Raw genomic sequence first — 24269 nt, forward strand, 5'->3', positions numbered from 1 at the left:
GTGTCAGGGGCCCGTCATGTTGCGTCATCTTCCGATCTTGTTCATCGTGTTCACCGTCTTGATCGACGGCATCGGCATTGGCCTGATCTTTCCGGTCATGCCCGATCTGATCCGTGACGTGACCGGGCGCACCTTGGCCGATGCGGCGCTTTGGGGCGGGGTTTTGGCCACGGGTTATGCCGTCATGCAGTTTCTGTTTGGGCCGATTGTGGGCAATCTGTCGGATCGGTTTGGCCGTAAACCTGTTCTGATCTCAGCGCTGTTCGTGATGATGCTCGATTATCTGGTGATGGCGGTGGCGCATACGATCTGGCTGTTGCTGATCGGGCGGCTGATCGCCGGATTGACTGCGGCGACCCATGCCACGGCCGCCGCCTATATGGCCGATATTTCCGCGCCTGATGAGCGCGAAAAGCGCTTTGGCCTTGTCCATGCGGCGATGGGGGTTGGCTTTGCCGTGGGGCCGATGATTGGCGGGCTTTTGGCCGGAATTGATACGCGCGCGCCGTTTTATGTGGCGGCGGGCATCGCCGGGCTCAACATGGTCTTTGGCCTTTTGGTCATGCCCGAGAGCCTGACCCGCGACAAACGCCGCCCGTTTCATTGGCGCCGCGCCAATCCCTTTGCCGCCTTTCGCGCCATTGGATCACTGTCCGGGGTAAAGCCGCTTTTGCTGGTCTTTGGCCTCTATGAGATGGCCTATTTTGTCTATCCGGCGATCTGGTCGTTTTATGGCGTTAAAAAATTCGGCTTTGACGCGCGGATGATTGGCCTGACGCTGTTTGCCTTTGGCCTCTCCATGGGTCTGGCGCAATCGGTGTTGATCGGACCGCTCGTGAGCCGCTTTGGGGCGTATCGCGTCACCATGGGCGGCATTTTGGCCGACATCGTTGTGTTTGCCACCTTGGGCGTGACCAGTAGCGTGCCGCTGGTGTGGATCGTCACCGTGCTGTCGGGGATTTCCTCGGTCACCATTCCTGCCCTGCAAGGCACGATGAGCCGCGCCACGCCCGACACGCAACAAGGCGAATTACAGGGCGTGATCGGCTCCATCGCCGCCATGGCGACCATCCTCAGCCCCTTGATCATGACCGAAACCTTCGCAGTCTTTTCACGCCCCGGCACGGCACATTACCTGCCCGGCGCGCCGTTTTTGTTGTCGATGGCGATCGTCATCGTGGCCGGGGTCGTGCTGTGGCGCTGGCGGGTGCGGCAAGATGCGGCGTGAGCCAAAGCCCGCTTGGGGATTACTCTCAGCTTGCAAGACCTGACAAAATGCCGATTTTCTGCTAGGCTTTTCGTCCAAGAGGAGGACTTTTGATGACCCACAACACTGTTTTTGACGCCCATCATCGCCACCACGATCCGCTGAAAAACCACCGCCTTGTGCAGTTTGCAAAACTGGATTGCACCGCCCGCAGACATCCGATGTGGGATCAGCTTAGCCGCGCGGACCGGCCAGACACGCAGAGCGCGCACACTGCGTCGCGTGTGGTTCACTTCCTGCGCGTGGCGCGTGGACACCGGGCCTAAAGCGACGGTTGAGCGCGCTCAAAACCGCGCCTAGAAGCTCTGCAAAAGGCATTTGCAAAATCGGTTCAATTGATCGGTTTTGCAAATAAATTATCATATATCTGTGCGAATGTGCATAGCGGGGTTGCATCACAAGAATGTGCTGGACCCTCCTTCCATCGAAGGCGTAGATGCGAGAAACATCGGGCGCTGATGGAGGGAGGGGACCCCATTTGCCGTGATACTCCCACATCACGCCCGGAATCCGTGTAAAATGGAGACCGGCCTTGACCCAGCCCTCGCGCATCGCGCCACAATCGCTTCACTCCAAAATCATGAGCGCCGAAGACGCCGCAAGCCTTGTTCACAATGGCGCGGCGGTGGGCATGAGCGGATTTACCGGCTCGGGGTATCCCAAAGCCGTGCCGCTCGCTCTGGCCGCGTGCATTGAGGCCGAGCATAGCGCAGGCCATCCGTTTCGGATCAAAATCTGGTCTGGCGCATCGACGGGGCCGGAGCTTGACGGTGCTTTGGCCAAGGCCGATGGCATTGATTTCCGCCTGCCCTACAACTCCGATCCCATCGCGCGGCAAAAAATCAACGCGGGTGAGATGAACTATGTCGACATGCATCTGTCGCAAGTCGCGCCGATGGCATGGCAGGGCTTTTTGGGCCCGCTCGACACCGCAATCATCGAGGTGTCCGGCATCACACCCGAAGGCGATTTGATCCCCTCCTCCTCCATTGGCAACAACAAAACATGGCTGGAACGTGCCGACAAAATCATCCTTGAGGTCAACAGTTGGCAAAGCGAAATGCTCAACGGGATGCATGACATTTACTACGGCACAGCCTTGCCGCCGAACCGCGTGCCGATCCCGTTGAACAAGCCCGACGATCGCATCGGTCAGCCGCATTTCAAGGTCGATCCCTCCAAAATCGTCGCCATTGTCGAAACCGACGCCCCCGACCGCAACGCACCGTTTTCCGCCCCCGGCGACACGGCGGAAGCGATTGCCGATCACATCCTTGAATTCCTGATGTGGGAGGCCAAACGCGCGGGCCTGCCGCCCAGCCTGTTGCCATTGCAATCGGGCGTCGGCAACGTGCCCAACGCGGTGATGGCCGGATTGATCAAAGCGCCGTTTGAACAAATGACCGCCTTCACCGAGGTGATACAGGACGGCATGCTTGATATGATCGAGGCGGGCACCTTGCGCGTCGCCTCCGCCACCGCCTTTTCGCTTTCACCCGAAAAGGCCGAGTATTTCAACACCCATGCCAAGCTGTTCCGCGACAAATTGATTCTGCGGCCGCAAGAAATTTCGAACCACCCCGAACTGGTGCGCCGCCTTGGCTGTATCGCGATGAACGGGCTGATCGAGGCAGATATTTACGGCAATGTGAACTCGACCCATGTCATGGGGTCGCGCATTCAAAACGGCATCGGTGGCTCGGGCGATTTTGCCCGCAACGGCTATTTGTCGATTTTCATGACACCCTCGACCGCCAAAAACGGTGCCATTTCCGCGATTGTACCGATGGCGAGCCATGTCGATCACATCAACCAAGACGTGCAGGTGATTGTCACCGAACAAGGCTTGGCCGATTTGCGCGGTTTGGACCCGAAAAAGAAGGCCGCTTTGATCATCGAAAACTGCGCCCATCCGATGTATCGCGATGCGCTGCGGGAGTATTTCGAGCGGGCGAAAAAAAGCTCCTTTGGCGGCCATACGCCGCATGATCTGCGCGAGGCTCTAAGTTGGCATCAAAGGTTTATTGACACTGGCTCAATGCTGTAATCCTCTGCCGTTCCGCTTGTCGCTCTGCTAAGGAGGCCCCTGATGCGCCAGATTGAAATACCCGCCCAATTGGCGCAAAAGCTGGCCATGACGTTGCGCGATGCGCCGGATCTGCACCGGGCGATTGTCGCCTGTCTCGACGGGGTGTCTGTGGCAGGCGTGTTTGTGGCGGAAGATCAGGCAGACAGGCTTTATGATCATGTCCGCGCCGCTCTTGATCCAATTGAGGATGCCGCCCTCATTCAAAGGCTTGAGGCGCTGGACCCGGCGTTCTTAACCGCTGTGATCCGCTATGGGCTGGGCCATGCACCGATCCCCCATGCGGCGGCCATTCGCGCCGATCTTGCGCGCGTGGCGGTGGCTCCGGTGATGCGCCCTGACCCCAATGGCACGGCATTCCTGCCGCTGCCTTCGGATCGCGTCGGGATGCCCGCCTTTTCCGACCGCGCCTTTGATGCGTGGTTCGCCGGGCAACGCGCGCCCGATCTGCCCGCCGACCAACCGCTTTACGGCTATGGCCTCTATGGCGAACAGCGCAGTGTTTATATGGCCGATCAATACCGCGATGCCTCGGGTCCCGAACCACGCAGCCGTCATTTGGGCATCGACATTTTCGCGCCCGCTGGCACGATGATTTGCGCGCCTTTGCCCGGACGGGTGCATCGCCTGGCCTATAATGCCGATCCTTTGGATTACGGCCATACGGTGATTTTGGAACATAGGACGGCGGAGGACCTGCCGTTTTGGACCCTTTATGGGCACCTTGGCGTCCCCCTCCCCGGCCTCGCCGAAGGGGCAGAGATTACCATCGGTCAAGACCTTGCACCGCTCGGGGACTGGCATGAAAACGGCGGTTGGGCACCGCATTTGCATGTTCAGATCATCACCAGCCTCTTGACCCAAACCGGCGGCAATTTCTTTGGCGTTGGCCATGATAGCCTTTGGTCCGTTTGGTCAGACATCAGCCCGGACCCCAACCTGATCCTGCGTCTGCCGGATGCTGTCTTTGGGCGATAATCCCTCCGGTGTGTGCCTGCCTCTGGGCACTGCGCCCCAGTTGGCGGGGGCTTTAGACCCGCATGCGGGCAAAGCTCATGGAAATATGGCCACGGCGGATATGGCCGACAGCATCCAGATCGCCGAGCTCCAGCGCCCCCAACAGGTCTTGGAGTTCGCGGGCGTAAATGTCGATTTCCTGCATCAAATCAATATGCGAACTGGTCACCTGTTGTAGCCAAATGCGGGCAGTGCGAAAATACAGCCGTTCCGCCATTGTCCGCAGCGGGGCATTGGCGGTGAGGTCTAACAAGGTCAGAAACGTGTCTTGGTCCAAAAGCGAAAAGTCGCGTGCCGATGGGGCGGTTTTGAGGGCCTCGGAGCGGGTATACAAGGCCTGAAACCGTTGCAAAAACGCGGCATCGGGTTGAATCGGATCGAGCACGGTTTGCAACAGCACCAATTCTTTGCGCAGGCGATAAACCTGTGACATCTCGCTATAATCGACATTGGTGACCATGGTGCCGACCCCATGAACCGAGGTCACGAGCCCCTCATCCTCAAGCCGCGCCAAAACGCGGCGGATGGGGGTGCGTGAAATGCCAAGTTCGGCGGCCAGCGCCGTTTCCGAAAGTTTCATGCCCGGCGGGTAGTCCAACATGCAGATGCGGCTGCGGATGTCCGCATGGATGCGCTCGGCACGTTCGCGGGCCCGCAACGGTTCGGGCATCATGTCCATCGGTTCAGTCTCTGTCGTGTCTGCCATAGGTCTCCCCAAGTCGATCCAGCACTGCCATGGCTTGGCAAAGCTGATCGCGTTCAACATATTCGTCGGGCTTATGAGCTTGGTCAATGGAGCCGGGACCACAAATCACCGCACTCATGCCGATCTCTTGGAAAAGCCCGGCTTCGGTTCCAAACGGCACAACATCGGCGGTGTTGGCCCCGGTGAGGCGATACAAAAGATCGCGCGCGGCGTTCTCGTCCATGGGTGTGAGGCCCGCAACCTCACCAATCACCTCGGTGGTGATCTCCGCCTGCGGTGCGATCGCCTGCATATCCGGCAACAACACGTCGCCGACATATTGCGCCAGATCTCGCTGCACCAAATCATAATCCGCCAAAGAGGTCGGGCGCATTTCCCATTCTAACGTGGCTTTGCCCGCGATGACATTATGGGCATGACCACCCTTAAGGCCGCCGATGTTGATCGTCGTGTGCGGCGGGTCAAACCGCGATCCCGGCGGGCAGCGGTCGATCAAGGCCTGTCGTAAAACAAGCAGCCGGTTGATGTAGCGCACCGCATATTCGATTGCGTTGACGCCTTTCTCCGGGGCCGATCCATGCCCCTCCGCGCCGGTAAAGGTCACGGTATACTCGCAACAGCCCTTGTGCCCTTCGATCACCCGCATCTGCGTCGGCTCACCAATCAGCGCCATCGCGGGCCGGATGTCGCGCGCCTTGAGCACATCGACAAGATCGCGCGCGCCGAGACAGCCGACCTCTTCGTCATGAGTAAAGGCGAAATGGATCGGGTGGTCGCATGTCGCCGCTTTGAGCGTGTCGAGTTTGGTCAGACAGGTGGCGATGAACCCTTTCATGTCACAGGTGCCGCGGCCATAGAGCCTGCCGTCCCGCTCCACCATTTTAAACGGATCGCTGCGCCACGGTTGATCCGCCACCGGCACCACATCGGTGTGCCCGGACAGGACCAACCCACCCGCACGCTCCGGCCCGAGCGTGGCAAACAGATTGGCCTTGGTGCCGCTCGGGTCTTTGAGCACCTCCACCCGCGCGCCCGCACGCTCCAACCTGTCCGCGATATAGTGGATCACGGACAGGTTGCTCTCGGAGGACACCGAGGGAAAGGCGATGAGATCGGCCAGCATGCTTTGGCAGCGGTCGAGATCGGACATGATCAGTCCTTCACAAACAGCTTGCGCGGCACGTTGCACAAAGGCTCCGCTGGCCCGTCATCGCGGATCAGGATCGTCTCCGTCGTCTCCATGCCCCAGCCGTCCATCCACAGCCCCGGCATGAAGTGAAAGGTCATGCCCGGCTCCAAAACCGTTTCATCAAAGGCGCGCAGGGAGACCGTGTGTTCGCCCCAATCCGGCGGATAGGACAGACCGACTGCATAGCCGCAGCGGTTCGGACGCTCGATCCCCACTTTGATCAGTTCCGCATCCAAAGCGCGGGCGATGTCACAGGCCCGGTTGCCGGGGCGCGCCACCTCGATCCCGGCGTTCAACCCTTCGGTTAGCGCCTCTGCCGCGTCGCTCATAAAACGGGGTGGTTTGCCGAAAAAGATCGTCCGACACAGCGGCGCGTGGTAGCGGCGATAACAGCCGGATTGTTCGATAAACGTCGCCTCGCCCCGCTTCAGCGCCTCGCCATTCCATGTCAAATGCGGCGCAGAAGCATCCGCGCCCGAGGGTAAGAGCGGCACGATGGCCGGGTAGTCGCCCCAACTGTCGTTTTCGCCCTGCACCGACGTTTTGAACATCTCGCCGACAAGATCGTGTTTACGCATGCCCGGTTCGGCCAATTCAATCGCGCGCTCAATCACCAGTTCGGAAATGCGGGCGGCCCGGCGCATGAAATCCAATTCCTCAGAGGATTTGATCAGCCGATTCCAGTTTACCAAACTGGAGGCATCTACCAGTTCGGCCTCCGGCAACCCCTGCGCCAAAACGGCAAAGGCGCGGGCGGTGAAGTAATAGGTCTCCATCTCGATCCCAATGCGTTTGTCGCCATATCCCATGATCCGCAGATGCGAAGCGAGGTCTTCCATCGGATGGATGTCGGTGGCCTGAATATAGCGATCCGCGTAGTGGAGGATGTTCTCGTCTTCCATCCAGACGGTGCGTTTGGCGCCATTGGCATCTTGCATCCGTCCCCACCAGATCGGGTCGCCCTCGAGACTCAAAATCACGCCTTGATGCACATAAAATGACCAGCCGTCATATCCGGTGAGCCAGTTTTGGTTCGACGGATTCGTGACGAAAAGAATGTCGATTCCAGACGCACTCATCGCCTCGCGTGTCAAATGGATGCGCCGTTCATACTCGGAACGGGAGAAAGGGGCATTCTCAATAGGCATGTACTTCTCGCTTATTGTGCACATCTTGTGCGATTCTATAGGACGTTTCCGCATGTAAAGCCGAAAAATAAGGATGTTTTTGGGCCGTTTTCCTTGACACTCAGGCGATTCGCCTAATGTTGTATACATCAGTTGAGGGAAGCCCTGTTTCCTCGTCAATGAAAATAATCGGGAGTGACTTATGAAACCTATCCTTAAAACCGTCGCCGCTGCGGGTCTCACGCTGGGCGTAAGCGCGACCGCCCTCATGGCCGGGACGTTGAGTGACCGGATCGCAAACGGTGATCCGATCCGTATCGGCTTTGCCAACGAAGTGCCTTGGGCCTATCCGGGTGAAGACGGCGCTGCCGAAGGGTTTGTGAATGCCTATGTCATCGGCGTGCTCGAAACGATGGGCTATGACAACATTGAGCCGGTCGTCACCGAATGGGGCGGCCTCATCCCTGGCCTCAACGCGGGCCGTTTCGACATTGTGACCGGCGGGATGTATATCCTTGGTTCGCGCTGCGAAAACATGACGTTCTCCGAGCCGATGGCCAAAGTGGGCGATGCCTTCATCGTGCCTGCAGGCAATCCCAAAGACCTCAACAACTACGAGCAGCTTGCCGAAAAAGACGCGATTTTCGTGACTGGCGCGGGCTACAACCAAATCGAAGCGGCGGAGCGCGGTGGCGTTGATGACGACAAAGTCATGACTGTACCCGGCCCGACCGAAATTCTCGCCGCTGTGCGCGCCGGACGTGCCGATGCCGGTGGGGTGACCTATTTCACCGCGCTCAATTTGGCCGAACAATCCGGCGGCGATGTCGAAGTCTCCGACGTCAGTCAACTCCCCGACTGGACCCAAAACTGGGTCGGCATCGGCTTTCGGGATGAGGACGCGGATTTCGTCGAAAAATTCAACGCCGCCCAAGCCGAATACCTTGGCTCCGATGCGATGATGGGGGCCGTGTCCGCCTATGGCTACTCCACAGGCAACCTGCCGGGGGAAATGAAAACCGCAGACGCCTGCGCCATGAAGTAAGTGATCGACGCTCTCTTTGATCCATCCAAGTGATTGATGCGGGCCGGGACAACGGTTCCGGCCCGCACGTCATTTTCAGCCTCGGGAGATGCCCTTGAGCCTCTGGGAATTTATCGCGACGTATTGGCCCGATTTCCTGAAAGGAACCGGGATCACCGCCGCCCAATTCATCCTTGCCACGATGCTCGCGATCGGGATCGCATTGGTGGCCGGATTGATGAAACTGTCCCACAATGCCGTGATCCGCGGCGTGTCGGTGACCTATATCGAAATTTTTCGTGGCACCTCGCTTTTGGTGCAACTTTACTGGATTTTCTTTGTGCTGCCGCTGTTCGGCGTGACGCTGGATAAGTTCACCGCGGGTTTTGTTGCCGTTGGGATGAACTTGGGCGCTTACGGCGCCGAGCTTGTGCGCGGCGGCATTCAATCCGTGCCAAAAGGGCAATGGGAAGCCGCCTATGCGCTCTCAATGAGCCCGGCCAAACGGATGTGGCGGATCATCTTGCCGCAGGCTCTGGTCAATATGTTGCCACCCTGGGGCAATCTTTTGATCGAGCTTCTCAAAAACACCGCCCTCGTGTCGCTGATTTCCGTCACCGACCTGATGTTCGTGGCCAAACAGATCAACGGATCGACCTTCCTCTCGGCTCAGGCCTTTGGTCTTGCGCTGATCGTTTATTACGTCTTCGCGCGGTTCATCGTCACGCCCTTTATGCGGTGGCTCGAAGGTGTCATGCGCCGCAAGTTGGGGAGGGCCTAAGCCATGGGATTTCATTGGAAATGGGATTTCACTTGGGAAATCCTGCCGCGTCTGCTTGAGGCAACGCTCAACACCCTGATCGCAGCGGGGGCGGGCTATGCCATCGCCATCGTGTTGGGGCTGGTCCTGGCACTGGCGCAGCGCACGCCGTACCGGGCACTGACCTTTGTGGTGCGCGAATTTGTGGAGTTCATCCGTTCGACACCGCTGATCCTTCAGATCTTTTTCGTGTTCTACGTTGGTCCGCAATTCGGAGTGCGGATGAGCCCGTGGACCTCTGGCATGATCGCCATCGGGTTGCATTATTCGGCCTATCTCTCCGAGGTCTATCGCGGTGGCTTGAACAGTGTGGGCAAAGGCCAATGGGAGGCCTGTACAGCGCTCAACATGAGCACGCGCCAGGCCTATACCCGGATCATCATTCCGCAGGCTGTGCCGCCCGCTTTGGCGGGTATGGGCAACTATCTTGTGGGGATTTTCAAGGACACGCCAATGCTCTCGGTGATCGGCGTTGCGGAACTGATGCACACCGCCAATGCGATCGGATCTGAAAGTTATCGCTTCCTCGAACCCTACACCCTCGTCGGCGTGATTTTCCTCGCCATTTCCCTTCCTGCCGCCGGTTTCATCCGTGTGTTTGAAACCTATGTGCGCCGCAAACTTGGACTGAAATAATGGAAGATATGTCGCAATACCCGCTGGAACTGACCGGCGATGATATCCCGATGGTGCGGTTCATGAACGTCACCAAACGCTACGGCAAACTGACCGTTTTGGATCGGCTTAACCTTGATGTGGCAACGGGCGAAATGGTGACCGTGATCGGTCCGTCTGGCTCGGGCAAGACCACTGTGTTGCGAATGCTGATGACGCTTGAGACCATCAATGAAGGTGTGATCTACGTCGATGGCAAACCGCTGACCCATATGGAGAAAAACGGCACACTCGTGCCCGCCTCCCCCAAGCACCTGCGGATGATGCGCAGCCAGATTGGCATGTGTTTTCAGCACTTCAATCTGTTCCCCCACATGACCGCCTTGGAAAATTGCATGGAAGGGCCGGTTCAGGTTCTGGGCATGTCCAAAGCCGAGGCGCGCAAGCGCTCTGAGGACCTGTTGGAACTTGTCGGCATGATCGAAAAGAAGGATCAGCACCCCTCGCGTCTTTCGGGCGGGCAACAACAACGTGTTGCCATTGCCCGCGCTTTGGCGATGCGGCCCAAGGTGATGCTGTTTGACGAAGTCACATCCGCGCTTGACCCTGAGGTGATCGGTGAAGTGACCAATGTGATCCGCGATCTGGTGAACAAACACAACCTCACCATGTTGATGGTCACCCACCAAATGGGCTTTGCCAAAGACATCTCGGACCGCATTTGTTTCTTTTTCGATGGCTCCATTGAGGAACAAGGCGCGCCTGACGCGCTGTTTGGCAATCCGCAAAGGGAGCGGACGCAGCAATTCCTCAGCGCGGTCAAAGAGGCGGGCTGATGCTGGCCTTAACGGATGTTTTGGCCGCGCAAGAAGTGATCAAAGGCGTGGCCGATGGCACGCCACTTGTGCCCTCGCACCTGTCGCAAAAGCTCGGGGGCGATCTCTGGCTCAAACTTGAGATTTGCCAGCCGATGGGGGCATTCAAACTGCGCGGGGCGGTCAATGCGATGGCGCATGTGCCGGATGGGGCCAGAGGCGTGACCTGTTGTTCCACTGGCAATCATGGTCGCGCTGTGGCCTATGCTGCGGCGCAAAAGGGCCTGCGCGCCGTGATCTGTATGTCCGACCTTGTGCCGCAGGCCAAAATCGACGGCATCCGCGCGCTTGGCGCAGAGGTCCACATCCACGGCCGCTCGCAAGACGAGGCCCAAACCCATGCCACACAGTTGGCGCGCGACGATGGGTTGATCGACATTCCGCCCTTTGACGATCCGCATGTGATTGCCGGACAAGGCACCATTGCGCTGGAAATGCTGCGCGCCCGCCCCGATCTCGACACGTTGATGATCCCGCTCTCCGGCGGGGGTTTGGCGGCGGGTATGGCAGTTGCGGCCCGTGCGATCAAACCGGACATCCGCCTGATCGGCGTCAGCATGGATCGCGGCGCGGCGATGGCGGCCTCGATCACAGCGGGCCGGCCGGTTGAGGTCGAAGAGGTCGCCTCCTTGGCCGACAGTCTGGGTGGCGGGATCGGGCTGTCAAACCGGTTTTCCTTCCCGCTCTGCCGCACTCTTTTGGATGAGGTGGTTTTGGTCACGGAAGACGATATTTATACCGCCATGCAGGCGCTTTATTACGAGGACCGTTTGGTCGCCGAAGGGGCCTGTGTCGTCGGCATCGCCGCGCTTTTGGCGGGCAAGATCGCGCCAAGCCGACAAATGGGCATCGTGATCACCGGGCGCAATGTCGATATGGCGCAATTCACCCGCGTGGTGACGGGCCAAGATGTGCGGCTTGGTGATGTGATTGTAAAAGGAACGCCCTATGACGACTGAGGCACAGGCCAGCGCGCCCCGCCCCGACATCCGCATCCTTACAGAAGCGCAATTGCGCGGGGTTGTCTCGCTTGATCTTGAGACCATTGATGTGATCGAAAACGGCTTTCGCGCTCTGGCCGAAGGCGGCGTGGTGATGCCGCCGGTGCTGTCCATGGCGATTGCGGCCCATCATGGCGAAGTCGATGTCAAAACCGCCTATGTGCCAGGTGTGGACGGCTTTGCCTTGAAAGTCTCGCCCGGATTTTTCGACAATCCCCAATTGGGCCTGCCCTCCCTCAATGGCTTGATGATCCTGCTTTCGGCCAAAACCGGGCTGGTTCAGGCGGTATTTTTGGACAACGGCTACCTCACCGACATCCGCACTGCGGCGGCGGGCGCGGTGGCCGCGCGCCATCTTGCGCCCGATGTCGAGACGGCGGGGGTGATCGGCACTGGCGTACAAGCGCGGTTGCAAATGCAGGCGGCGCATCTGGTGCGCCCGTTCAAACGCTGTCTCGTTTGGGGGCGTGATGCGCAAAAGGCCAAAGCCTGCGCTGTCGATATTGCCGCGATGACCGGGGTCGAGGTGGCGGTGATGACCGAGATCGCACCGCTTGTGGCGCAAAGCCAGCTTGTGGTCACCACAACCCCTGCGACGACGCCGTTGATCACCGCCGACATGCTCCATGACGGGGTGCACATCACCGCCATGGGATCGGATCAGGCGGGCAAAAACGAGATCGCGCCAGAGGCCTTGGCCACCGCCGATCTTTATGTCTGTGATCGGGTCAGCCAATGCGAGGTGCTGGGCGAATTGCGGGCGGCACGTGCGCAAGGGCTGATGCGGCATACTCCGCCGGAATTGGGCCAGATCATCACGGGAGTCGCCCAGGGCCGCACCGATCTGCGTCAGATCACAATCTGCGATCTGACCGGAACCGGCGTGCAGGACACTGCCATCGCCAGCCATGTCGCGACCCGTTTGGGGGATGCGGGCACGGTGATTTCCGCGTAACCTTGCCCCATGATCAAACTGGACGCCCGTGATTTCGACATTCTGCGCGCCCTGTCTCGGGAGGGACGGATGTCAAAGACGCGTCTGGCCGAGGCCATTGGCCTCTCACCCACGCCCGCATGGGAGCGGTTGAAAAAGCTGGAAAAAGCCGGGTTGATCGAGGGCTATCACGCCGAAATCAACCTGCGCAAATTGGGTTCGACCGTGACGGTGTTCGTCGCCGCCGAACTTGCCGACCATACCCAAGCCTCGTTTCAGACCTTTGAATCCTCGGTGCAATCGCATGAGGAAATCCTGGGCTGTTGGGCCTTGGGTGGTGGGTTTGACTACCTGTTACAGATCGTCACCCGCGACATCGACGCCTATCAACGGCTGATCGACACGCTGTTGGACGCGCGCATCGGCATTGCGCGCTATTTCACCTATATTGTCACCAAACAGGTCAAAGGCGGTGGCACCCCACCGCTTGGGCTGTTCACAGACCATTTGGACTAGAACATCCCACCCCGGCAGTCCGAATACCGCGCATTCACCCGCACTTTGGTCTCTCCCTCTGCCGTGATCCGTCACAGTGACCGGGGATAAGGAGGCCAACATGCGTGACACTGCGATTTCTGCCCGTACTGATATTGGCGACAAACGTCTGTTGCGGGGCTTTTCCTATGTGAATGGCAAATGGACCTCCGGCGAGGCTGGCGCCTGTTTTGCCGTGACCGATCCGGCCACAGGGGCGCATTTGGGCGATATCGCCGCACTGAGCGCCGCGCAATCCGCCGCCGCGGTTGACGCCGCTCAAGCGGGTTTTCCCGCCTGGTCACAGCGTTTGCCGCAAGAGCGCGCTATGGTGCTGCGCCGTTGGCATGATTTGATGATCGCGGCCAAAGAGGACCTCGCGCGGATCATGGTGCTTGAGCAGGGTAAACCGCTGTCGGAAGCGCGCGGCGAGATCGACTATGCCGCAGCGTTCATTGACTATTACGCCGAAGAGGCAAAACGGCCGAATGTCGAAGGCGTGACCTCGCATTTGCCCGACGCCGAGGTGGAGCTTTGGCTCGAACCCGTGGGCGTTGTCGCCCTGATCACGCCGTGGAATTTTCCCTCCGCCATGCTGACACGCAAAGCGGCGGCGGCTTTGGCGGCGGGCTGTACCATCGTGGCGCACCCTTCGACTGAGACCCCTTATTCGGCATTGGCATTGGCCGAATTGGCCGAGCGCGCCGGGATGCCCGCGGGCGTGTTCAACGTCGTGACCGGAGATGCGCCCACTGTGGTGGAACCATGGACCAAAGACACCCGCGTGCGGGCGCTGTCGTTTACGGGGTCTACCGAAGTCGGGCGACTTTTGTATCGCCAATCGGCGGAGACGGTGAAAAAATTGGTGCTTGAACTCGGTGGCCACGCACCGGTGATCGTGTTCAAAGGCGCCGATTTGGACCGGGCTGTGGCGGAGGTGATCAAAGCCAAATTCGCCACCTCGGGTCAGGATTGCCTGGGCGCGAACCGGATTTATGTCGAACGTCCGATCTATGACGCATTTTGCGTGAAATTCGTGGCGGCGGCCAAAGCGCTGACTCTTGCGCCCGGCATGGAGGACGCCGATCTCGGCCCCTTGATGAACGCCCGCGCTGTGGCCAAACAACAGGCGCATGTCGACGACGCTCTGGCCAAGGGTGCGAGACTGGCCTGCGGCGGTGCGCCCGCAGATCTTGGCCCGTTGTTCTACCCCGCCACCGTGCTGACTGACGTGCCTGACAGCGCCAAGATCATGCATGAAGAAAGCTTTGGCCCCGTCGCGCCGATCACGCCATTTGACACCGAAGACGAGGTCATCACACGCGCCAATGATAGCGAATATGGCCTTGTCGCCTATGTTCATTCGCAAGACCCGAAACGCATCTATCGGCTCTCACGGGCGCTGCACTACGGCATGGTCGCGGTCAATCGGACCAAGGTCACCGGCGCGCCGATCCCCTTTGGCGGCGTCAAACAATCCGGTCTGGGCCGCGAAGGTGCGCGGATGGGGATGCAGGAGTTTATGGACCTGAAATACGTCTGTCGCGATTGGGGCTGACCCCGCACACGGACGCAAAGACTTGAACGGAAAAGGAAATAACATGCTGACAAATGATCAACTTGGCCAATGGGACCGCGAAAACTTCTTTCACCCCTCCACACATTTGGCACAACACGCGCGCGGTGAAACACCGACGCGGGTGATCAAAACCGCCAGGGGCGTGCATATTGTGGACCGCGATGGCAAGGAAACATTGGATGCCTTTGCCGGGCTGTACTGCGTCAATGTTGGTTACGGACGTCAGGAAATTGCCGAAGCGATTGCCGATCAGGCCCGCGAATTGGCCTATTATCACGCCTATGTCGGCCACGGCACCGAAGCCTCTATCACGCTGGCGAAAATGGTGCTGGACCGGGCGCCGGATCACATGTCGAAAGTCTATTTCGGCCAATCCGGCTCAGACGCCAACGAGACCAACATCAAGCTGATCTGGTATTACAACAACATCCTTGGTCGCCCTGAGAAAAAGAAAATCATCTCGCGGTGGCGCGGGTATCACGGCTCTGGGTTGATGACTGGCTCTCTCACCGGGCTTGAAGCGTTTCAAAAGAAATTCGACCTGCCGCTCGACCGTGTCGTGCACACAGAAGCGCCGTATTATTTCCGCCGTGCCGATCTTGCCATGTCGGAGGCGGCGTTTGTCGCCGATTGCGTCGCCAAGCTCGAAGAGCTGATTGCCCGCGAAGGCGCGGACACGATTGCCGCCTTTATCGGCGAGCCGGTGTTGGGCACGGGCGGGATCGTGCCGCCGCCTGCGGGCTATTGGGACGCGATCCAAAAGGTGCTCGACAAACACGACATTTTGCTGGTCGCGGATGAGGTGGTCACGGGCTTTGGCCGTTTGGGGTCCATGTTTGGATCAGATCACTACGGAATGAAACCCGATCTCATCACCATCGCCAAGGGGTTGACCTCCGCATATGCACCACTGTCCGGCTCCATCGTCTCCGACAAAATGTGGCAGGTTCTGGAGCAAGGCACCGATGAAAACGGCCCCATCGGGCATGGTTGGACCTATTCGGCGCATCCGATTGGTGCGGCGGCGGGGGTGGCCAATCTTAAGCTGATTGATGATTTGAACCTGATTGAGAATGCCGGAAGCATTGGCAAATACCTCGACGACACCATGAAAGCCGCCTTAGGCGATCACCCGCATGTCGGGGACATTCGCGGCGAGGGGATGCTCTGTGCGGTCGAGTTTGTCAAAGACCGCGACACACGCGCTTTCTTCGATCCGGCGGATAAGATTGGCTATGCGCTGGCCGCGGCCTTGTTGTCTGAGGGCGTGATCGGACGCGCAATGCCGCAAGGCGACATCCTTGGCTTTGCCCCGCCTTTCTGCCTGACGAAAGAAGAGGCCGACAAGGTGGTCGATGCCACAACAAAAGCGGTGACATCCGTTTTGGGCTGAGGCAACACTGTCAAATGCGCATCCTGGTCCGAGAAGGATGTTACACGATGATCTCCAGCTCGGCGATCCTGTCCCCTTCAAGGACAAAGAAGTAACGCAAATCCACTGGGCTGCCGGGAAAGTTTCCCACGAGATGGCTGCTGACGACAGTTTTCCCGCCCTCCTCATGGATGGAAAAGGGCTCGACCGTATAGGTGTACTGTGTGGACGCATTCGCCATCCATTGCCGGATGGCATCGCGGCCCATATATGTATTGCCCTCATCCATGACGACGGCGTCCTGCGTGAAGCATTCGGAAATCGCCTGTGCAGTGCCTTTTTTGTCCGTGGCGAAATATGCGGCGATCGGGGGTGGGAGGTCGATGGACATGACGTGTCTCCTTTGAATTGGGGGGATCAGCGGCGGCCGCCAACGGGGCCGTCCGATCTTTTGGTGCGGGTCGAGATTTGCGCCTTGGGCACGAAGGTCAGAGCAGCAACCGCGTCGACGGTTTCGGGCTGGGCATCTGCGTCGCGGCCTTCAAAGGATGCATCAAGCAACAAACGCAGGGATCTGTTGGTCTCCATCGGCAGGAAGGAGATCATGCAGACCTCTTCAAGCGAAGCTGCTTCGGCCACCTCGATGAGCTCATCCTTAAGATCTTCGCGTGTGTAGGTGATGATGTATTTGTAGTCCTGATCAAGGGTATAGAGCTTGGACTTTCGCAGGCTTGCCGACACATCGCTGTCCCTGAAGTTCCACAAGAACTTTGCGGGACCGCCAACCACCGGACCGCCAAACACAAGTTGCTTGGCGATGAGTGCATCGAGAATTCGATATGCCTGAGCGGTTTGTTCGGCACTGATGAAGGCTTGGTAATACTGCATTTTCTTGCTCCGTTTCTGTGTGCTTACAACTTAGGGTCTTGATTGAATCCTGATAATAGGGACAAATATGGATGAGGAATTTCGATTTTCGGGACAATGGGCAGCTACAATCTCACAGATTTCGATGCAGTGATTGCAATTAGCCGCAGAGGCTCATTCCGTGCCGCTGCGCTTGACCTCGGACTGTCGACCACGGCTCTGAGCAATGCGATTGCCAAGCTGGAGGGGCAGTTGGGCGTGCGACTTTTCAATCGGACGACGCGCAGTGTCTCGCTCACCGATGCGGGGCGCAGATTTGTTGATCAGATGACACCTGCCCTGAAGGACATCTATCAAGCCCTCGACACTGTGCGCTCCGAACAAGAGACACCGTCGGGCACATTGCGCATCAATGCCTTCGCGACGGCCGCGCGCGAGATCATCGAACCCTTGATCATCGCGTTCCTGCGACGGTTTCCCGAAGTTCACATTGATCTGGTGACCGAAGGCAATTTCGTCGACATCGTGGCCGAAGGCTTTGACTTCGGGGTGCGCAGCGAACATCGCGTCCCCGCGGATATGATTGCGATCCCTCTTGGTCCTGCGCGGCGATACGCGGTGGTCGCAACTCCCTCTTATCTCGCAACTCGCGATCAGCCCCGCGTGCCCTCCGACCTTCTGGCACACGCTTGCGTCTGCACACGCTTGCCAAATGGAGCGATGTTTCGCTGGCAGTTCAAAGACCACGATCAACTTTTACAGGTAGATGTGCGCGGCCCTGTCACTTTGGACGAAGCCAGTCTGGCGCGCACGGCTGTGCTGAATTCGGTGGGCATTGGCTTTTTCATGGAATCCGATGTGCTCAATGACATCGAGGCCGGACGGGTGGTGCGGCTTCTTGAAGACTGGACGCCCAAAATCGCGCCACTGTGTCTTTACTATCCCAGCCGTCGCAATCCGCCTGCGGCCTTCAAGGTCTTTGTCGACCTTGCGCGCGAACTCGCCCGCTCATCCCAGGCGCGCTGAACGATCCGACATGCCGGGAAGCAGAAGTACGCCGATCTCAACCATCCCCCGGTCTGATCACGAGACAGAAATAGCAACGGCTTCTACATTCAAACGGCCTGGATCAAGGAGATGGATCATACTCTGGACCGGCGCGGAGCTGAAGCTGTTCGCGACGCCATTGCTAAATCCCTACAGAATCTGCCGGGCCATTTGTGCAAGTCGTTGCCATGGGATCAGGGGGCGGAAATGGCCCAACACGAAAACTGACGTCAGTCCCCGGCATCAATGTCTGCTTCTGTGTTCCTCAAAGTCCGTGGCAACATCGAAGCAATGAAAATACGAACGGGCCACTGCGCCCATACGTCCCAAAAAACGCACCATTCAGCACTCGGATGCAATCCCGGTCGGCCTTCGAGCGACAGGTGGCCTCAACGGGAACTTGGGACGGCACAAAAGCGCGACAGGCCCAAAGTCACTCAAGCGGCTGAGTGTGACTGTCGGGGCGCGCGAGATTGAAACGATCTGACGTTCTGCAATAGAGGCCCGCGCCTCCCATGCGCGCAATGGGGGTATAAGCATCAAGGTCAATTGTGGCCGTGCGTGAGTCGATCATCAACTCATCTTGAACGTAAAGCGACAGGATTTCTCCCAGGACGATTTTCTGTTGCGTGCGCGTCGATATGATTTGCATCAACTGGCATTCCAACCGGACGGGAGAGGACGCAATGCCTGGAACCCCATTGGTGGCGGCCGGGCAAAGCGCAACCGCGGCCATATCTGCTTCGCTCTCGGCATAGGGCAAATCTGTTGCGGTTTGGTTCATCAACGGAGCAAGCTCTTCGGTCACCAAATTCACCGTAAAGCGCTCGGTTTGCGTGATGTTGCGCACCGTGTCTTTGAGCGATTTTTCGGGATGTTCCAAAATCCCAAGCGCAACCACGGCAGGATCGTGGCCCATCACGTTGAAAAAACTATAGGGAGCAAGATTGACAACGCCGGAGGGAGAAAGGGTGGAAACCCATGCGATCGGGCGCGGCACCACAAGGGAAGACAGGAGTTTATATCGCTTCCGGGCCTCTAAGGATGTCATATCGTATTGCATTGAAAACCCTCTGAAAATATGGCTGCCCTGGCATCTGAATGACAGGGCAGCGCGATCTTATTGTGTTGCTGTGCGGTCTGCAGCGTCAAGCAGGACCGCGAGCATTTCGGCGGTTTTCGGATCGTCGTTCAAAAGCTCAAGAACGGCCACCCGCATCTCAGAAAGAAGGGCATCGCGCTCTTCTTTGGGGAGGTAGTGGACGGTGCCACCCATCTCTTCCCAGGTTTTGTAAGCATTGGCCTGATCTTCCAGAACATAGTCGTAGAGTTCCGGCTCGAGCGCGGTGGCCTCCTCGCGCAGCATGGTTTGCAGGTCTTCCGGCAAAGTGTCCCACCAGATTTTGCTGACCATCATGACTTCGCCCATCACGCCATCTTCGGTGGCGGTGATGTGTTTGACGATGTCGTAAAGTTTGAGCGACGTGAACGCAGGCGGGGAGCTTTTCATCCCATCGACGGTGCCTTGCTGCAAGGCCGTCGCGACTTCGCTGAAGTCAATCGGGACAGCGGTCGCGCCCATGAGTTCCACGCCTTTACGCTCGACCTTTGAGGCGAGCACGCGGAGTTTTTTGCCGTTGAAGGCCTCAACCGTATCGCCGGGAAAGGCGGTCGCAAAGGCGGTGTTGCCGTAGATATAGGTGCCGAGACCAACGAGGCCCTTGTCGGTGCCGAGATTGAGAAATGTCTCTCGGAATGTCGGATCGCTGAACACCCGTTGGGCGTGGCGGGCGTCTTCAAAAATCGCGGGAAGATCGGTGACCTGAAAGCGCGAGTCGACGCCAACGAGATAGGCGGCGGGGCCGGTGTAGAACTCGACGGTGCCGAATTGCAGGCCCTCGATCATACGGGCGTTCGAGCCAAGCTGTGCGGCGGGATAAAGCTCGGTTTTGATCCGGCCTTCGGAGCGCGCTTCGACCCGTGCGGCAAAGCGTTTGATGGCTTCGGTTTGCACGTCATTCACTGTGGCCGTGGCAAGTTTCATTGTGAACTCTTGTGCAAGGGCAGGTGTGGCCCCGAGGGTAGCGAGCAAGAGGCATGCGCTTGCGGCTTTGACCACATTGCGACGGTTGGGACGAAAAATTGACATAGGAGAGCTCCATTCATGTTGAGGTTAGGGAGGGTGTGTCAGGTCAAAACAAGAGTTGGGGGAGGGAGATCGCTGGCACGTAGGTGATCAGAAGCAGCGCCAGCGTTTGCAGGATGATAAAAGGCACCAACCCGGCGCTGATGCGCGAAATCGGAACGCCGAACAGGGCGTGAGAGGTGAAAATGTTCAGGCCGAAGGGCGGTGTGAACATCCCGATGCTCAGGTTCACGGCCATGATGACGCCAAAGTGGACGAGGTTCACATCAAGATGCGTGACCACAGGCACCAGCATCGGCGTCAAGAGAACGATCGCGGAAACCGGGTCCATCAGACAGCCGACGATCAACAAGAACACGTTGATGGTCAGCAACACCACCCAGGGTTCACTCGATGCGGCTTCGACAAAATTGACGAGTGTTTGTGGGACGCCGCTGGTCGTGAGCACCCATGAGAATACGCCGGAGGCCGCGACGACGAGCAGGATTTGCGCGGTCAGATGGGCGGAGCTGAGCACGACGCTCCAAATTTCGCGCCAAGTGATTTCGCGATAAAAGAACCGTGCGACCAAGACCCCGTAGACGCCAGCCATGCCCGCCGACTCCGTCGGTGAGAATATACCCGAATAGATGCCGCCAAGGATGACCACAGGTGTACCAAGCGCAGGCAGAGCAGCAAGAAAGAGCGAAAGCGCCTCGCCTTTTTGCGGTTTGTTGGCGGTGGAGGGGGTCATTTTGCGCGACACCCAAAGGATGTATCCGGCAATCACAAGGCCGAGCAACAAAGCGGGCACGATCCCCGCGGCAAAGAGCGCGGTGACGGATTGCTCAGACGATGCCGCATAGAGAATCATCAAGATGCTTGGTGGCATGACACTGGCGATGCCGCCCGCAGAGGTGATGAGGCCAAGCGAAAATTTCTCGCTATATCCCCCTTCGCGCAGGCTAGGATACATCAGTCGGCCGATGGCTGCGACAGTCGCGGGGCTTGACCCGGAGACCGCCCCGAAAAACTCGCTCGCTCCGATGGCGGTCATCGGTCGGGCGGATTTCAATCCACCGCAAAGCATCAAGATGCAATTGACAATACGGCGCGAAACGCCGCCGCGCGACATGATTTCGCCTGCGAAGATAAAGAACGGCACGGAGAGCAGCGCGAATTTATCAAGACCGCCGAACATGATTTGCGGCACCATCGTGGCGGGTACGCTCATCTGTGTCATGATTGCGACGCTCGCGGTGGTGAGCAGGACCAAATAGATTGGCAGACCCACGATCAACAAAAGCAACGGCAAGCCGCCGAGGATAGCAATAAGTGTCATTTGGAACCTGCCAGTGCATCTTGGACCTCAACCGGGTCAGAGGCGTTAAGGAGTTTGTCTGAGACGAGAAGCGAGAGGCTGCGCGTCATGCCGCCAAGGCACGCCAGCACGAAGGCGGCGAGGATAGAGCCATTGACATATTGCTTGGGGATTTCGGCCACATTGGTCACTTGTGAAAAGCGGGCGACCAGTTCGACAACGAGGTATGCGTTAAAGGCGAAATATCCGCACAGGGCCGTACCGGCAGCGGCAAGGCCAAACGCGACCCATCGCTGTGCGGAGTGCGGCAGCAGCGGTTTGAGAATTTCAGCGGACAGGTTTTCCCCGCGCAAGGTCAGCCGATATGACATCAGGCAGACCGACCAGATGATGAGTAGGGTTGTGACCTCCTCGGCCCAGAAGATCGGGCTGTGAAACAGGTAACGCCCCGCAACATTGGCGGCGTTGATCAACAGGGCGGCGGCGAATGCGCCCCCCGAGAGCAGGTCGAGCGTTTGGATTATAAAGGTGGACAGGCGCTGCATCATCGACCCCTCACCCATCAGCTTTGGAATAGGTGACAGGCGCGCGGGCTGTCGTATTCACCCGCAGTTCGAAAACGTCCGGGCGCGCGTAGTGCCCTGCGGCGTCAAAATCGAGTTTGGCCCGTGTCACAGCGTCAAGGTCGATCTCCGCGACAAGGATGCCCTCTTCGTCAAACAACGGCCCGGCAAGGACATTGCCCAAGGGGTCAAGGATCACGCTGCCGCCCCGCATCATGATGCGCTCGGGGTCGGTGCGGTTGAACGCATAATCCTCAGGGAAATCTTTTTCCCAAAGCACTTGGCAGCTTGAAAACACAAAGGTACGCCCTTCGAGGGCGATGTGTTTCATCGTGGCTTGCCAGCTGTCGCGATCATCGGCGGTGGGGGCGCAATACAGGTTGATGCCCTGCCCATACATGGCCATGCGCATCATCGGCATATAATTTTCCCAACAGATCACCGCGCCGAGTTTGCCGATTTCGGTATCAAACGTGGGCAAGGTCGAGCCATCGCCAAAGCCCCAAACAAGACGCTCTGCGCCCGTCGGCATCAATTTGCGATGCTTGCCCAAAAGCTGCCCGTCGGGACCAAAGAAAACGACCGTACAATAGAGCGTGCCCACGTCGCGTTCGATGACCCCCATGACGAGATGGAGCCCGGCTGCGGCTGCCGCCTGCCCCAAACGATCCGTCTCGGCGCTGGGGATTTCAATGGCGCTGTCGGCATAGCGACGGAACTCTTCGCGGCCCGTCTGGGTCCGGACGCCGACAGAGATGTCGTAGGTCTGCTCTTTGGGATAGGCCGAAATATAAGCTTCGGGGAAGACGGCAAGGTGACAGCCCTGCGCTCCAGCCTGGGCAATCAACGCCTCCGCTTTGGACAGGCTCGCCTCGATATCGAATGGCACAGCCCCTGCCTGAATCACTGCCGCTTTGAAAGTCATCCGTCACCTCATTTAGTCGATAATTATAGACACTCCTATTTTGTGCTAATTTTGAGGCTTCGTGTCAATTCCACACATGAAATTCGGAAATAACTGGGTAAATTGGCGTATATATCGCCAAATCATAATATTTTTGCTCACTTATTGTGCAATATTTTTACGAATTTAAAATTATGTCGATCATTTTCGACAAGAATATCTCGAAACATGTCGAGTAATTTCGACAGGAAAGATTCCCTTGTATGCGATATGAAGCCACATTATTTTATAGACTTAGAGGATTGAGGAGTGCCTGATGTATGATTTTCAAAGCAAACTGTCGAAGCTGGGCATTAGTGGCACGCTCTACCGGTTATATGTGGCAGCCATCGAATTGGGTGAGGCGCCGATCTCCGATGTTGCGACACGCGCGGGGTTGGTGCGCACCACGGCATATGACGCGCTTTCTCGTTTGGAAGAGGAGGGCCTCGTTGCCATCGTAAAAAGCGGCAACAAGCGCATCGTCGTCGCCGAAGATCCATCTGTGTTGCTGGAGCGGATAGAAGCCCGCAAACAGATGCTCAGCGAGGTGATGCCGGAGCTGCGGTCGCTTTACAATCGCGCGAAAGGCAAACCGCGCATCCGGTATTACGAGGGGCGTGACGGTATTTTAATTGCGCTGAAAGACACATTGACCATCAAAGGGGCACAGCCGACGTTGATGGGGATTTTGTCCATGGATGAGCTGCGCGACGTTCCGGGACTTGAGGAAATGGAGCAATTTATCGCCTCTCGGATAGAGAAGGGGATTTGGCTACGGGTGATCAGATCCCGCACGAAAGATGTGGCCTCCATTTGGCCTTCCGACCCAAGCGACCTACGCCACCTCCGCTTCGCGCCCGAGAACGTTCTCTTGTCGATGACCACATTTATCTATGACGACAAAGTCTGCCTCATCTCATCCATGCGCGAAAACTATGGCATGATCATTGAAAGCGTAGAGTTCGCGGCAATGCAGCGGCAATTGTTTGAAGCGTTGTGGGCGACCTCTTCCGACATGTGATCTGTGCCATCCCCTTCCCAACAGGCATGGAAAACGTCAGGGTATGACGCGTACTGCAAGCCTCAACATATGCATCGCGCCGATGTGCAGGTGCCACGTTCAAAACAATTGCCTTATCCGAGCCAACAGCTGCCGCTCTTATCACCATCTTGGATCGTCCGGGTGAACCAGCCATAATATCTTGCGCTCATGGATTCGGAGTTCTACCTTCAAGGCCGCCTGCCCCACTGGCC

Annotated in this window: 25 protein-coding genes and 1 pseudogene; 16 read left to right on the forward strand and 10 right to left on the reverse strand. The window is 58.1% G+C overall.

The features are described from left to right. The first annotated feature begins 16 nt into the window (after positions 1-16). The 4 genes from C8029_RS06705 (at position 17) to C8029_RS06720 (ending at position 4331) form a co-directional block, all read left to right on the forward strand. Positions 17-1228 carry a TCR/Tet family MFS transporter gene (locus C8029_RS06705; protein WP_152002531.1) on the forward strand — a complete coding sequence of 404 codons (1212 nt, stop codon included), beginning with the start codon at positions 17-19 and terminating at the stop codon, positions 1226-1228. Positions 1229-1320: 92 nt separating this feature from the next. Continuing rightward, the gene (locus tag C8029_RS06710; protein ID WP_152002532.1) at positions 1321-1533 is read left to right on the forward strand and encodes a hypothetical protein; all 213 of its coding nucleotides are present in this window, start codon (positions 1321-1323) and stop codon (positions 1531-1533) included. A 266-nt stretch (positions 1534-1799) separates the two neighbouring features. Then, entirely contained in the window at positions 1800-3314 is a 1515-nt protein-coding gene (gene scpC / locus C8029_RS06715) for a succinyl-CoA:acetate CoA-transferase ScpC (RefSeq protein ID WP_226946261.1), read from the forward strand. Between the two features lie 42 nt (positions 3315-3356). After that, complete coding sequence (locus C8029_RS06720) at positions 3357-4331, forward strand: peptidoglycan DD-metalloendopeptidase family protein (protein ID WP_152002533.1); 975 nt, start codon at positions 3357-3359, stop codon at positions 4329-4331. 52 nt (positions 4332-4383) lie between these two features. On the opposite strand, the gene C8029_RS06725 is transcribed toward C8029_RS06720, so the two are convergent. From C8029_RS06725 to C8029_RS06735, 3 genes are read right to left on the reverse strand one after another with little or no spacing between them, the layout of a single operon-like run. Next, positions 4384-5076 carry a GntR family transcriptional regulator gene (locus C8029_RS06725; protein ID WP_040402255.1) on the reverse strand — a complete coding sequence of 231 codons (693 nt, stop codon included), beginning with the start codon at positions 5074-5076 and terminating at the stop codon, positions 4384-4386. Then, complete coding sequence (gene argE / locus C8029_RS06730; RefSeq protein WP_009572025.1) at positions 5054-6226, reverse strand: acetylornithine deacetylase; 1173 nt, start codon at positions 6224-6226, stop codon at positions 5054-5056. Before argE ends, C8029_RS06725 begins: the two co-directional genes overlap by 23 nt. A gap of 2 nt (positions 6227-6228) precedes the next feature. Continuing rightward, positions 6229-7413, reverse strand: coding sequence for a M24 family metallopeptidase (locus C8029_RS06735; RefSeq protein ID WP_009572024.1), 1185 nt, complete (start codon positions 7411-7413; stop codon positions 6229-6231). 181 nt (positions 7414-7594) lie between these two features. Here C8029_RS06735 and C8029_RS06740 point away from each other — a divergent pair, with 181 nt between their 5' ends. From C8029_RS06740 to C8029_RS06780, 9 genes are all read left to right on the forward strand, one after another. After that, a complete protein-coding gene (locus C8029_RS06740) occupies positions 7595-8437 on the forward strand; it encodes a transporter substrate-binding domain-containing protein (protein WP_009572023.1) in 843 nt (280 codons plus the stop codon). An 88-nt stretch (positions 8438-8525) separates the two neighbouring features. Next, a complete protein-coding gene (gene ehuC / locus C8029_RS06745) occupies positions 8526-9197 on the forward strand; it encodes an ectoine/hydroxyectoine ABC transporter permease subunit EhuC (protein WP_009572022.1) in 672 nt (223 codons plus the stop codon). 3 nt (positions 9198-9200) lie between these two features. Next, positions 9201-9872 (forward strand): ectoine/hydroxyectoine ABC transporter permease subunit EhuD, encoded by a 672-nt coding sequence (ehuD, locus tag C8029_RS06750; RefSeq protein WP_009572021.1) that lies wholly within the window; start codon positions 9201-9203, stop codon positions 9870-9872. Next, the gene (gene ehuA / locus C8029_RS06755) at positions 9872-10687 is read left to right on the forward strand and encodes an ectoine/hydroxyectoine ABC transporter ATP-binding protein EhuA (RefSeq protein ID WP_040402252.1); all 816 of its coding nucleotides are present in this window, start codon (positions 9872-9874) and stop codon (positions 10685-10687) included. The genes ehuD and ehuA overlap by 1 nt, the downstream gene beginning before the upstream one ends. Continuing rightward, on the forward strand, positions 10687-11685 hold the full coding sequence (eutB, locus tag C8029_RS06760; protein ID WP_152002534.1) for a hydroxyectoine utilization dehydratase EutB: 999 nt from the start codon (positions 10687-10689) through the stop codon (positions 11683-11685). The genes ehuA and eutB overlap by 1 nt, the downstream gene beginning before the upstream one ends. Beyond that, entirely contained in the window at positions 11675-12682 is a 1008-nt protein-coding gene (locus C8029_RS06765; RefSeq protein WP_152002535.1) for a cyclodeaminase, read from the forward strand. Before eutB ends, C8029_RS06765 begins: the two co-directional genes overlap by 11 nt. Positions 12683-12694: 12 nt before the next feature. Further along, positions 12695-13177, forward strand: coding sequence for an Lrp/AsnC family transcriptional regulator (locus C8029_RS06770; protein ID WP_040402304.1), 483 nt, complete (start codon positions 12695-12697; stop codon positions 13175-13177). Positions 13178-13277: 100 nt separating this feature from the next. Continuing rightward, a complete protein-coding gene (locus tag C8029_RS06775) occupies positions 13278-14753 on the forward strand; it encodes an NAD-dependent succinate-semialdehyde dehydrogenase (RefSeq protein ID WP_009572016.1) in 1476 nt (491 codons plus the stop codon). Between the two features lie 43 nt (positions 14754-14796). Then, a complete protein-coding gene (locus C8029_RS06780) occupies positions 14797-16167 on the forward strand; it encodes an aspartate aminotransferase family protein (protein ID WP_152002536.1) in 1371 nt (456 codons plus the stop codon). A 40-nt stretch (positions 16168-16207) separates the two neighbouring features. Here the strand turns inward: C8029_RS06780 and C8029_RS06785 are convergent, their stop codons facing one another. Together C8029_RS06785 and C8029_RS06790 are read right to left on the reverse strand one after the other, a co-directional pair. Then, a complete protein-coding gene (locus C8029_RS06785) occupies positions 16208-16537 on the reverse strand; it encodes a nuclear transport factor 2 family protein (RefSeq protein ID WP_152002537.1) in 330 nt (109 codons plus the stop codon). A 26-nt stretch (positions 16538-16563) separates the two neighbouring features. Continuing rightward, positions 16564-17034: a hypothetical protein gene (locus tag C8029_RS06790; RefSeq protein ID WP_152002538.1), complete on the reverse strand. Its 471-nt coding sequence runs from the start codon at positions 17032-17034 to the stop codon at positions 16564-16566. Positions 17035-17130: 96 nt separating this feature from the next. On the opposite strand from C8029_RS06790, the gene C8029_RS06795 reads away from it, so the two are divergent. After that, entirely contained in the window at positions 17131-18039 is a 909-nt protein-coding gene (locus C8029_RS06795; RefSeq protein ID WP_152002539.1) for a LysR family transcriptional regulator, read from the forward strand. Between the two features lie 135 nt (positions 18040-18174). Further along, a pseudogene (locus C8029_RS23090) lies at positions 18175-18407 on the forward strand (transposase); the annotation flags it as partial. An 86-nt stretch (positions 18408-18493) separates the two neighbouring features. Here the strand turns inward: C8029_RS23090 and C8029_RS06800 are convergent. From C8029_RS06800 to C8029_RS06820, 5 genes are all read right to left on the reverse strand, one after another. After that, a complete protein-coding gene (locus C8029_RS06800; RefSeq protein WP_226946262.1) occupies positions 18494-19111 on the reverse strand; it encodes a flavin reductase family protein in 618 nt (205 codons plus the stop codon). Between the two features lie 69 nt (positions 19112-19180). Next, on the reverse strand, positions 19181-20209 hold the full coding sequence (locus C8029_RS06805; protein ID WP_152002540.1) for a TRAP transporter substrate-binding protein: 1029 nt from the start codon (positions 20207-20209) through the stop codon (positions 19181-19183). 43 nt (positions 20210-20252) lie between these two features. Further along, positions 20253-21527, reverse strand: coding sequence for a TRAP transporter large permease (locus C8029_RS06810; RefSeq protein ID WP_009572009.1), 1275 nt, complete (start codon positions 21525-21527; stop codon positions 20253-20255). Then, positions 21524-22054, reverse strand: a complete 531-nt coding sequence (locus C8029_RS06815) for a TRAP transporter small permease (protein ID WP_226946263.1) — start codon at positions 22052-22054, stop codon at positions 21524-21526. Before C8029_RS06815 ends, C8029_RS06810 begins: the two co-directional genes overlap by 4 nt. A 7-nt stretch (positions 22055-22061) precedes the next feature. Next, positions 22062-22994 carry a carbon-nitrogen hydrolase family protein gene (locus tag C8029_RS06820; RefSeq protein ID WP_152002542.1) on the reverse strand — a complete coding sequence of 311 codons (933 nt, stop codon included), beginning with the start codon at positions 22992-22994 and terminating at the stop codon, positions 22062-22064. Between the two features lie 295 nt (positions 22995-23289). Between C8029_RS06820 and C8029_RS06825 the strand changes: the two genes are divergently transcribed. Further along, the gene (locus C8029_RS06825) at positions 23290-24036 is read left to right on the forward strand and encodes a TrmB family transcriptional regulator (protein ID WP_152002543.1); all 747 of its coding nucleotides are present in this window, start codon (positions 23290-23292) and stop codon (positions 24034-24036) included. The last annotated feature ends 233 nt before the right edge of the window (positions 24037-24269 follow it).

It is taken from the genome of Roseobacter sp. TSBP12 (assembly GCF_009129705.1).
Classification (GTDB): domain Bacteria; phylum Pseudomonadota; class Alphaproteobacteria; order Rhodobacterales; family Rhodobacteraceae; genus Celeribacter; species Celeribacter baekdonensis_A.

Excerpts from the sequence above, each read along its gene's own strand:
- C8029_RS06705 (WP_152002531.1), top strand. The coding sequence starts at position 17 with ATGTTGCGTCATCTTCCGATCTTGTTCATCGTGTTCACCGTCTTGATC.
- C8029_RS06710 (WP_152002532.1), top strand. The coding sequence starts at position 1,321 with ATGACCCACAACACTGTTTTTGACGCCCATCATCGCCACCACGATCCG.
- C8029_RS06720 (WP_152002533.1), top strand. The coding sequence starts at position 3,357 with ATGCGCCAGATTGAAATACCCGCCCAATTGGCGCAAAAGCTGGCCATG.
- C8029_RS06725 (WP_040402255.1), bottom strand. The coding sequence starts at position 5,076 with ATGGCAGACACGACAGAGACTGAACCGATGGACATGATGCCCGAACCG.
- argE (WP_009572025.1), bottom strand. The coding sequence starts at position 6,226 with ATGTCCGATCTCGACCGCTGCCAAAGCATGCTGGCCGATCTCATCGCC.
- C8029_RS06735 (WP_009572024.1), bottom strand. The coding sequence starts at position 7,413 with ATGCCTATTGAGAATGCCCCTTTCTCCCGTTCCGAGTATGAACGGCGC.
- C8029_RS06740 (WP_009572023.1), top strand. The coding sequence starts at position 7,595 with ATGAAACCTATCCTTAAAACCGTCGCCGCTGCGGGTCTCACGCTGGGC.
- ehuC (WP_009572022.1), top strand. The coding sequence starts at position 8,526 with ATGCCCTTGAGCCTCTGGGAATTTATCGCGACGTATTGGCCCGATTTC.
- ehuD (WP_009572021.1), top strand. The coding sequence starts at position 9,201 with ATGGGATTTCATTGGAAATGGGATTTCACTTGGGAAATCCTGCCGCGT.
- ehuA (WP_040402252.1), top strand. The coding sequence starts at position 9,872 with ATGGAAGATATGTCGCAATACCCGCTGGAACTGACCGGCGATGATATC.
- eutB (WP_152002534.1), top strand. The coding sequence starts at position 10,687 with ATGCTGGCCTTAACGGATGTTTTGGCCGCGCAAGAAGTGATCAAAGGC.
- C8029_RS06765 (WP_152002535.1), top strand. The coding sequence starts at position 11,675 with ATGACGACTGAGGCACAGGCCAGCGCGCCCCGCCCCGACATCCGCATC.
- C8029_RS06775 (WP_009572016.1), top strand. The coding sequence starts at position 13,278 with ATGCGTGACACTGCGATTTCTGCCCGTACTGATATTGGCGACAAACGT.
- C8029_RS06780 (WP_152002536.1), top strand. The coding sequence starts at position 14,797 with ATGCTGACAAATGATCAACTTGGCCAATGGGACCGCGAAAACTTCTTT.
- C8029_RS06785 (WP_152002537.1), bottom strand. The coding sequence starts at position 16,537 with ATGTCCATCGACCTCCCACCCCCGATCGCCGCATATTTCGCCACGGAC.
- C8029_RS06790 (WP_152002538.1), bottom strand. The coding sequence starts at position 17,034 with ATGCAGTATTACCAAGCCTTCATCAGTGCCGAACAAACCGCTCAGGCA.
- C8029_RS06795 (WP_152002539.1), top strand. The coding sequence starts at position 17,131 with ATGGGCAGCTACAATCTCACAGATTTCGATGCAGTGATTGCAATTAGC.
- C8029_RS06800 (WP_226946262.1), bottom strand. The coding sequence starts at position 19,111 with ATGACATCCTTAGAGGCCCGGAAGCGATATAAACTCCTGTCTTCCCTT.
- C8029_RS06805 (WP_152002540.1), bottom strand. The coding sequence starts at position 20,209 with ATGTCAATTTTTCGTCCCAACCGTCGCAATGTGGTCAAAGCCGCAAGC.
- C8029_RS06810 (WP_009572009.1), bottom strand. The coding sequence starts at position 21,527 with ATGACACTTATTGCTATCCTCGGCGGCTTGCCGTTGCTTTTGTTGATC.
- C8029_RS06815 (WP_226946263.1), bottom strand. The coding sequence starts at position 22,054 with ATGATGCAGCGCCTGTCCACCTTTATAATCCAAACGCTCGACCTGCTC.
- C8029_RS06820 (WP_152002542.1), bottom strand. The coding sequence starts at position 22,994 with ATGACTTTCAAAGCGGCAGTGATTCAGGCAGGGGCTGTGCCATTCGAT.
- C8029_RS06825 (WP_152002543.1), top strand. The coding sequence starts at position 23,290 with ATGTATGATTTTCAAAGCAAACTGTCGAAGCTGGGCATTAGTGGCACG.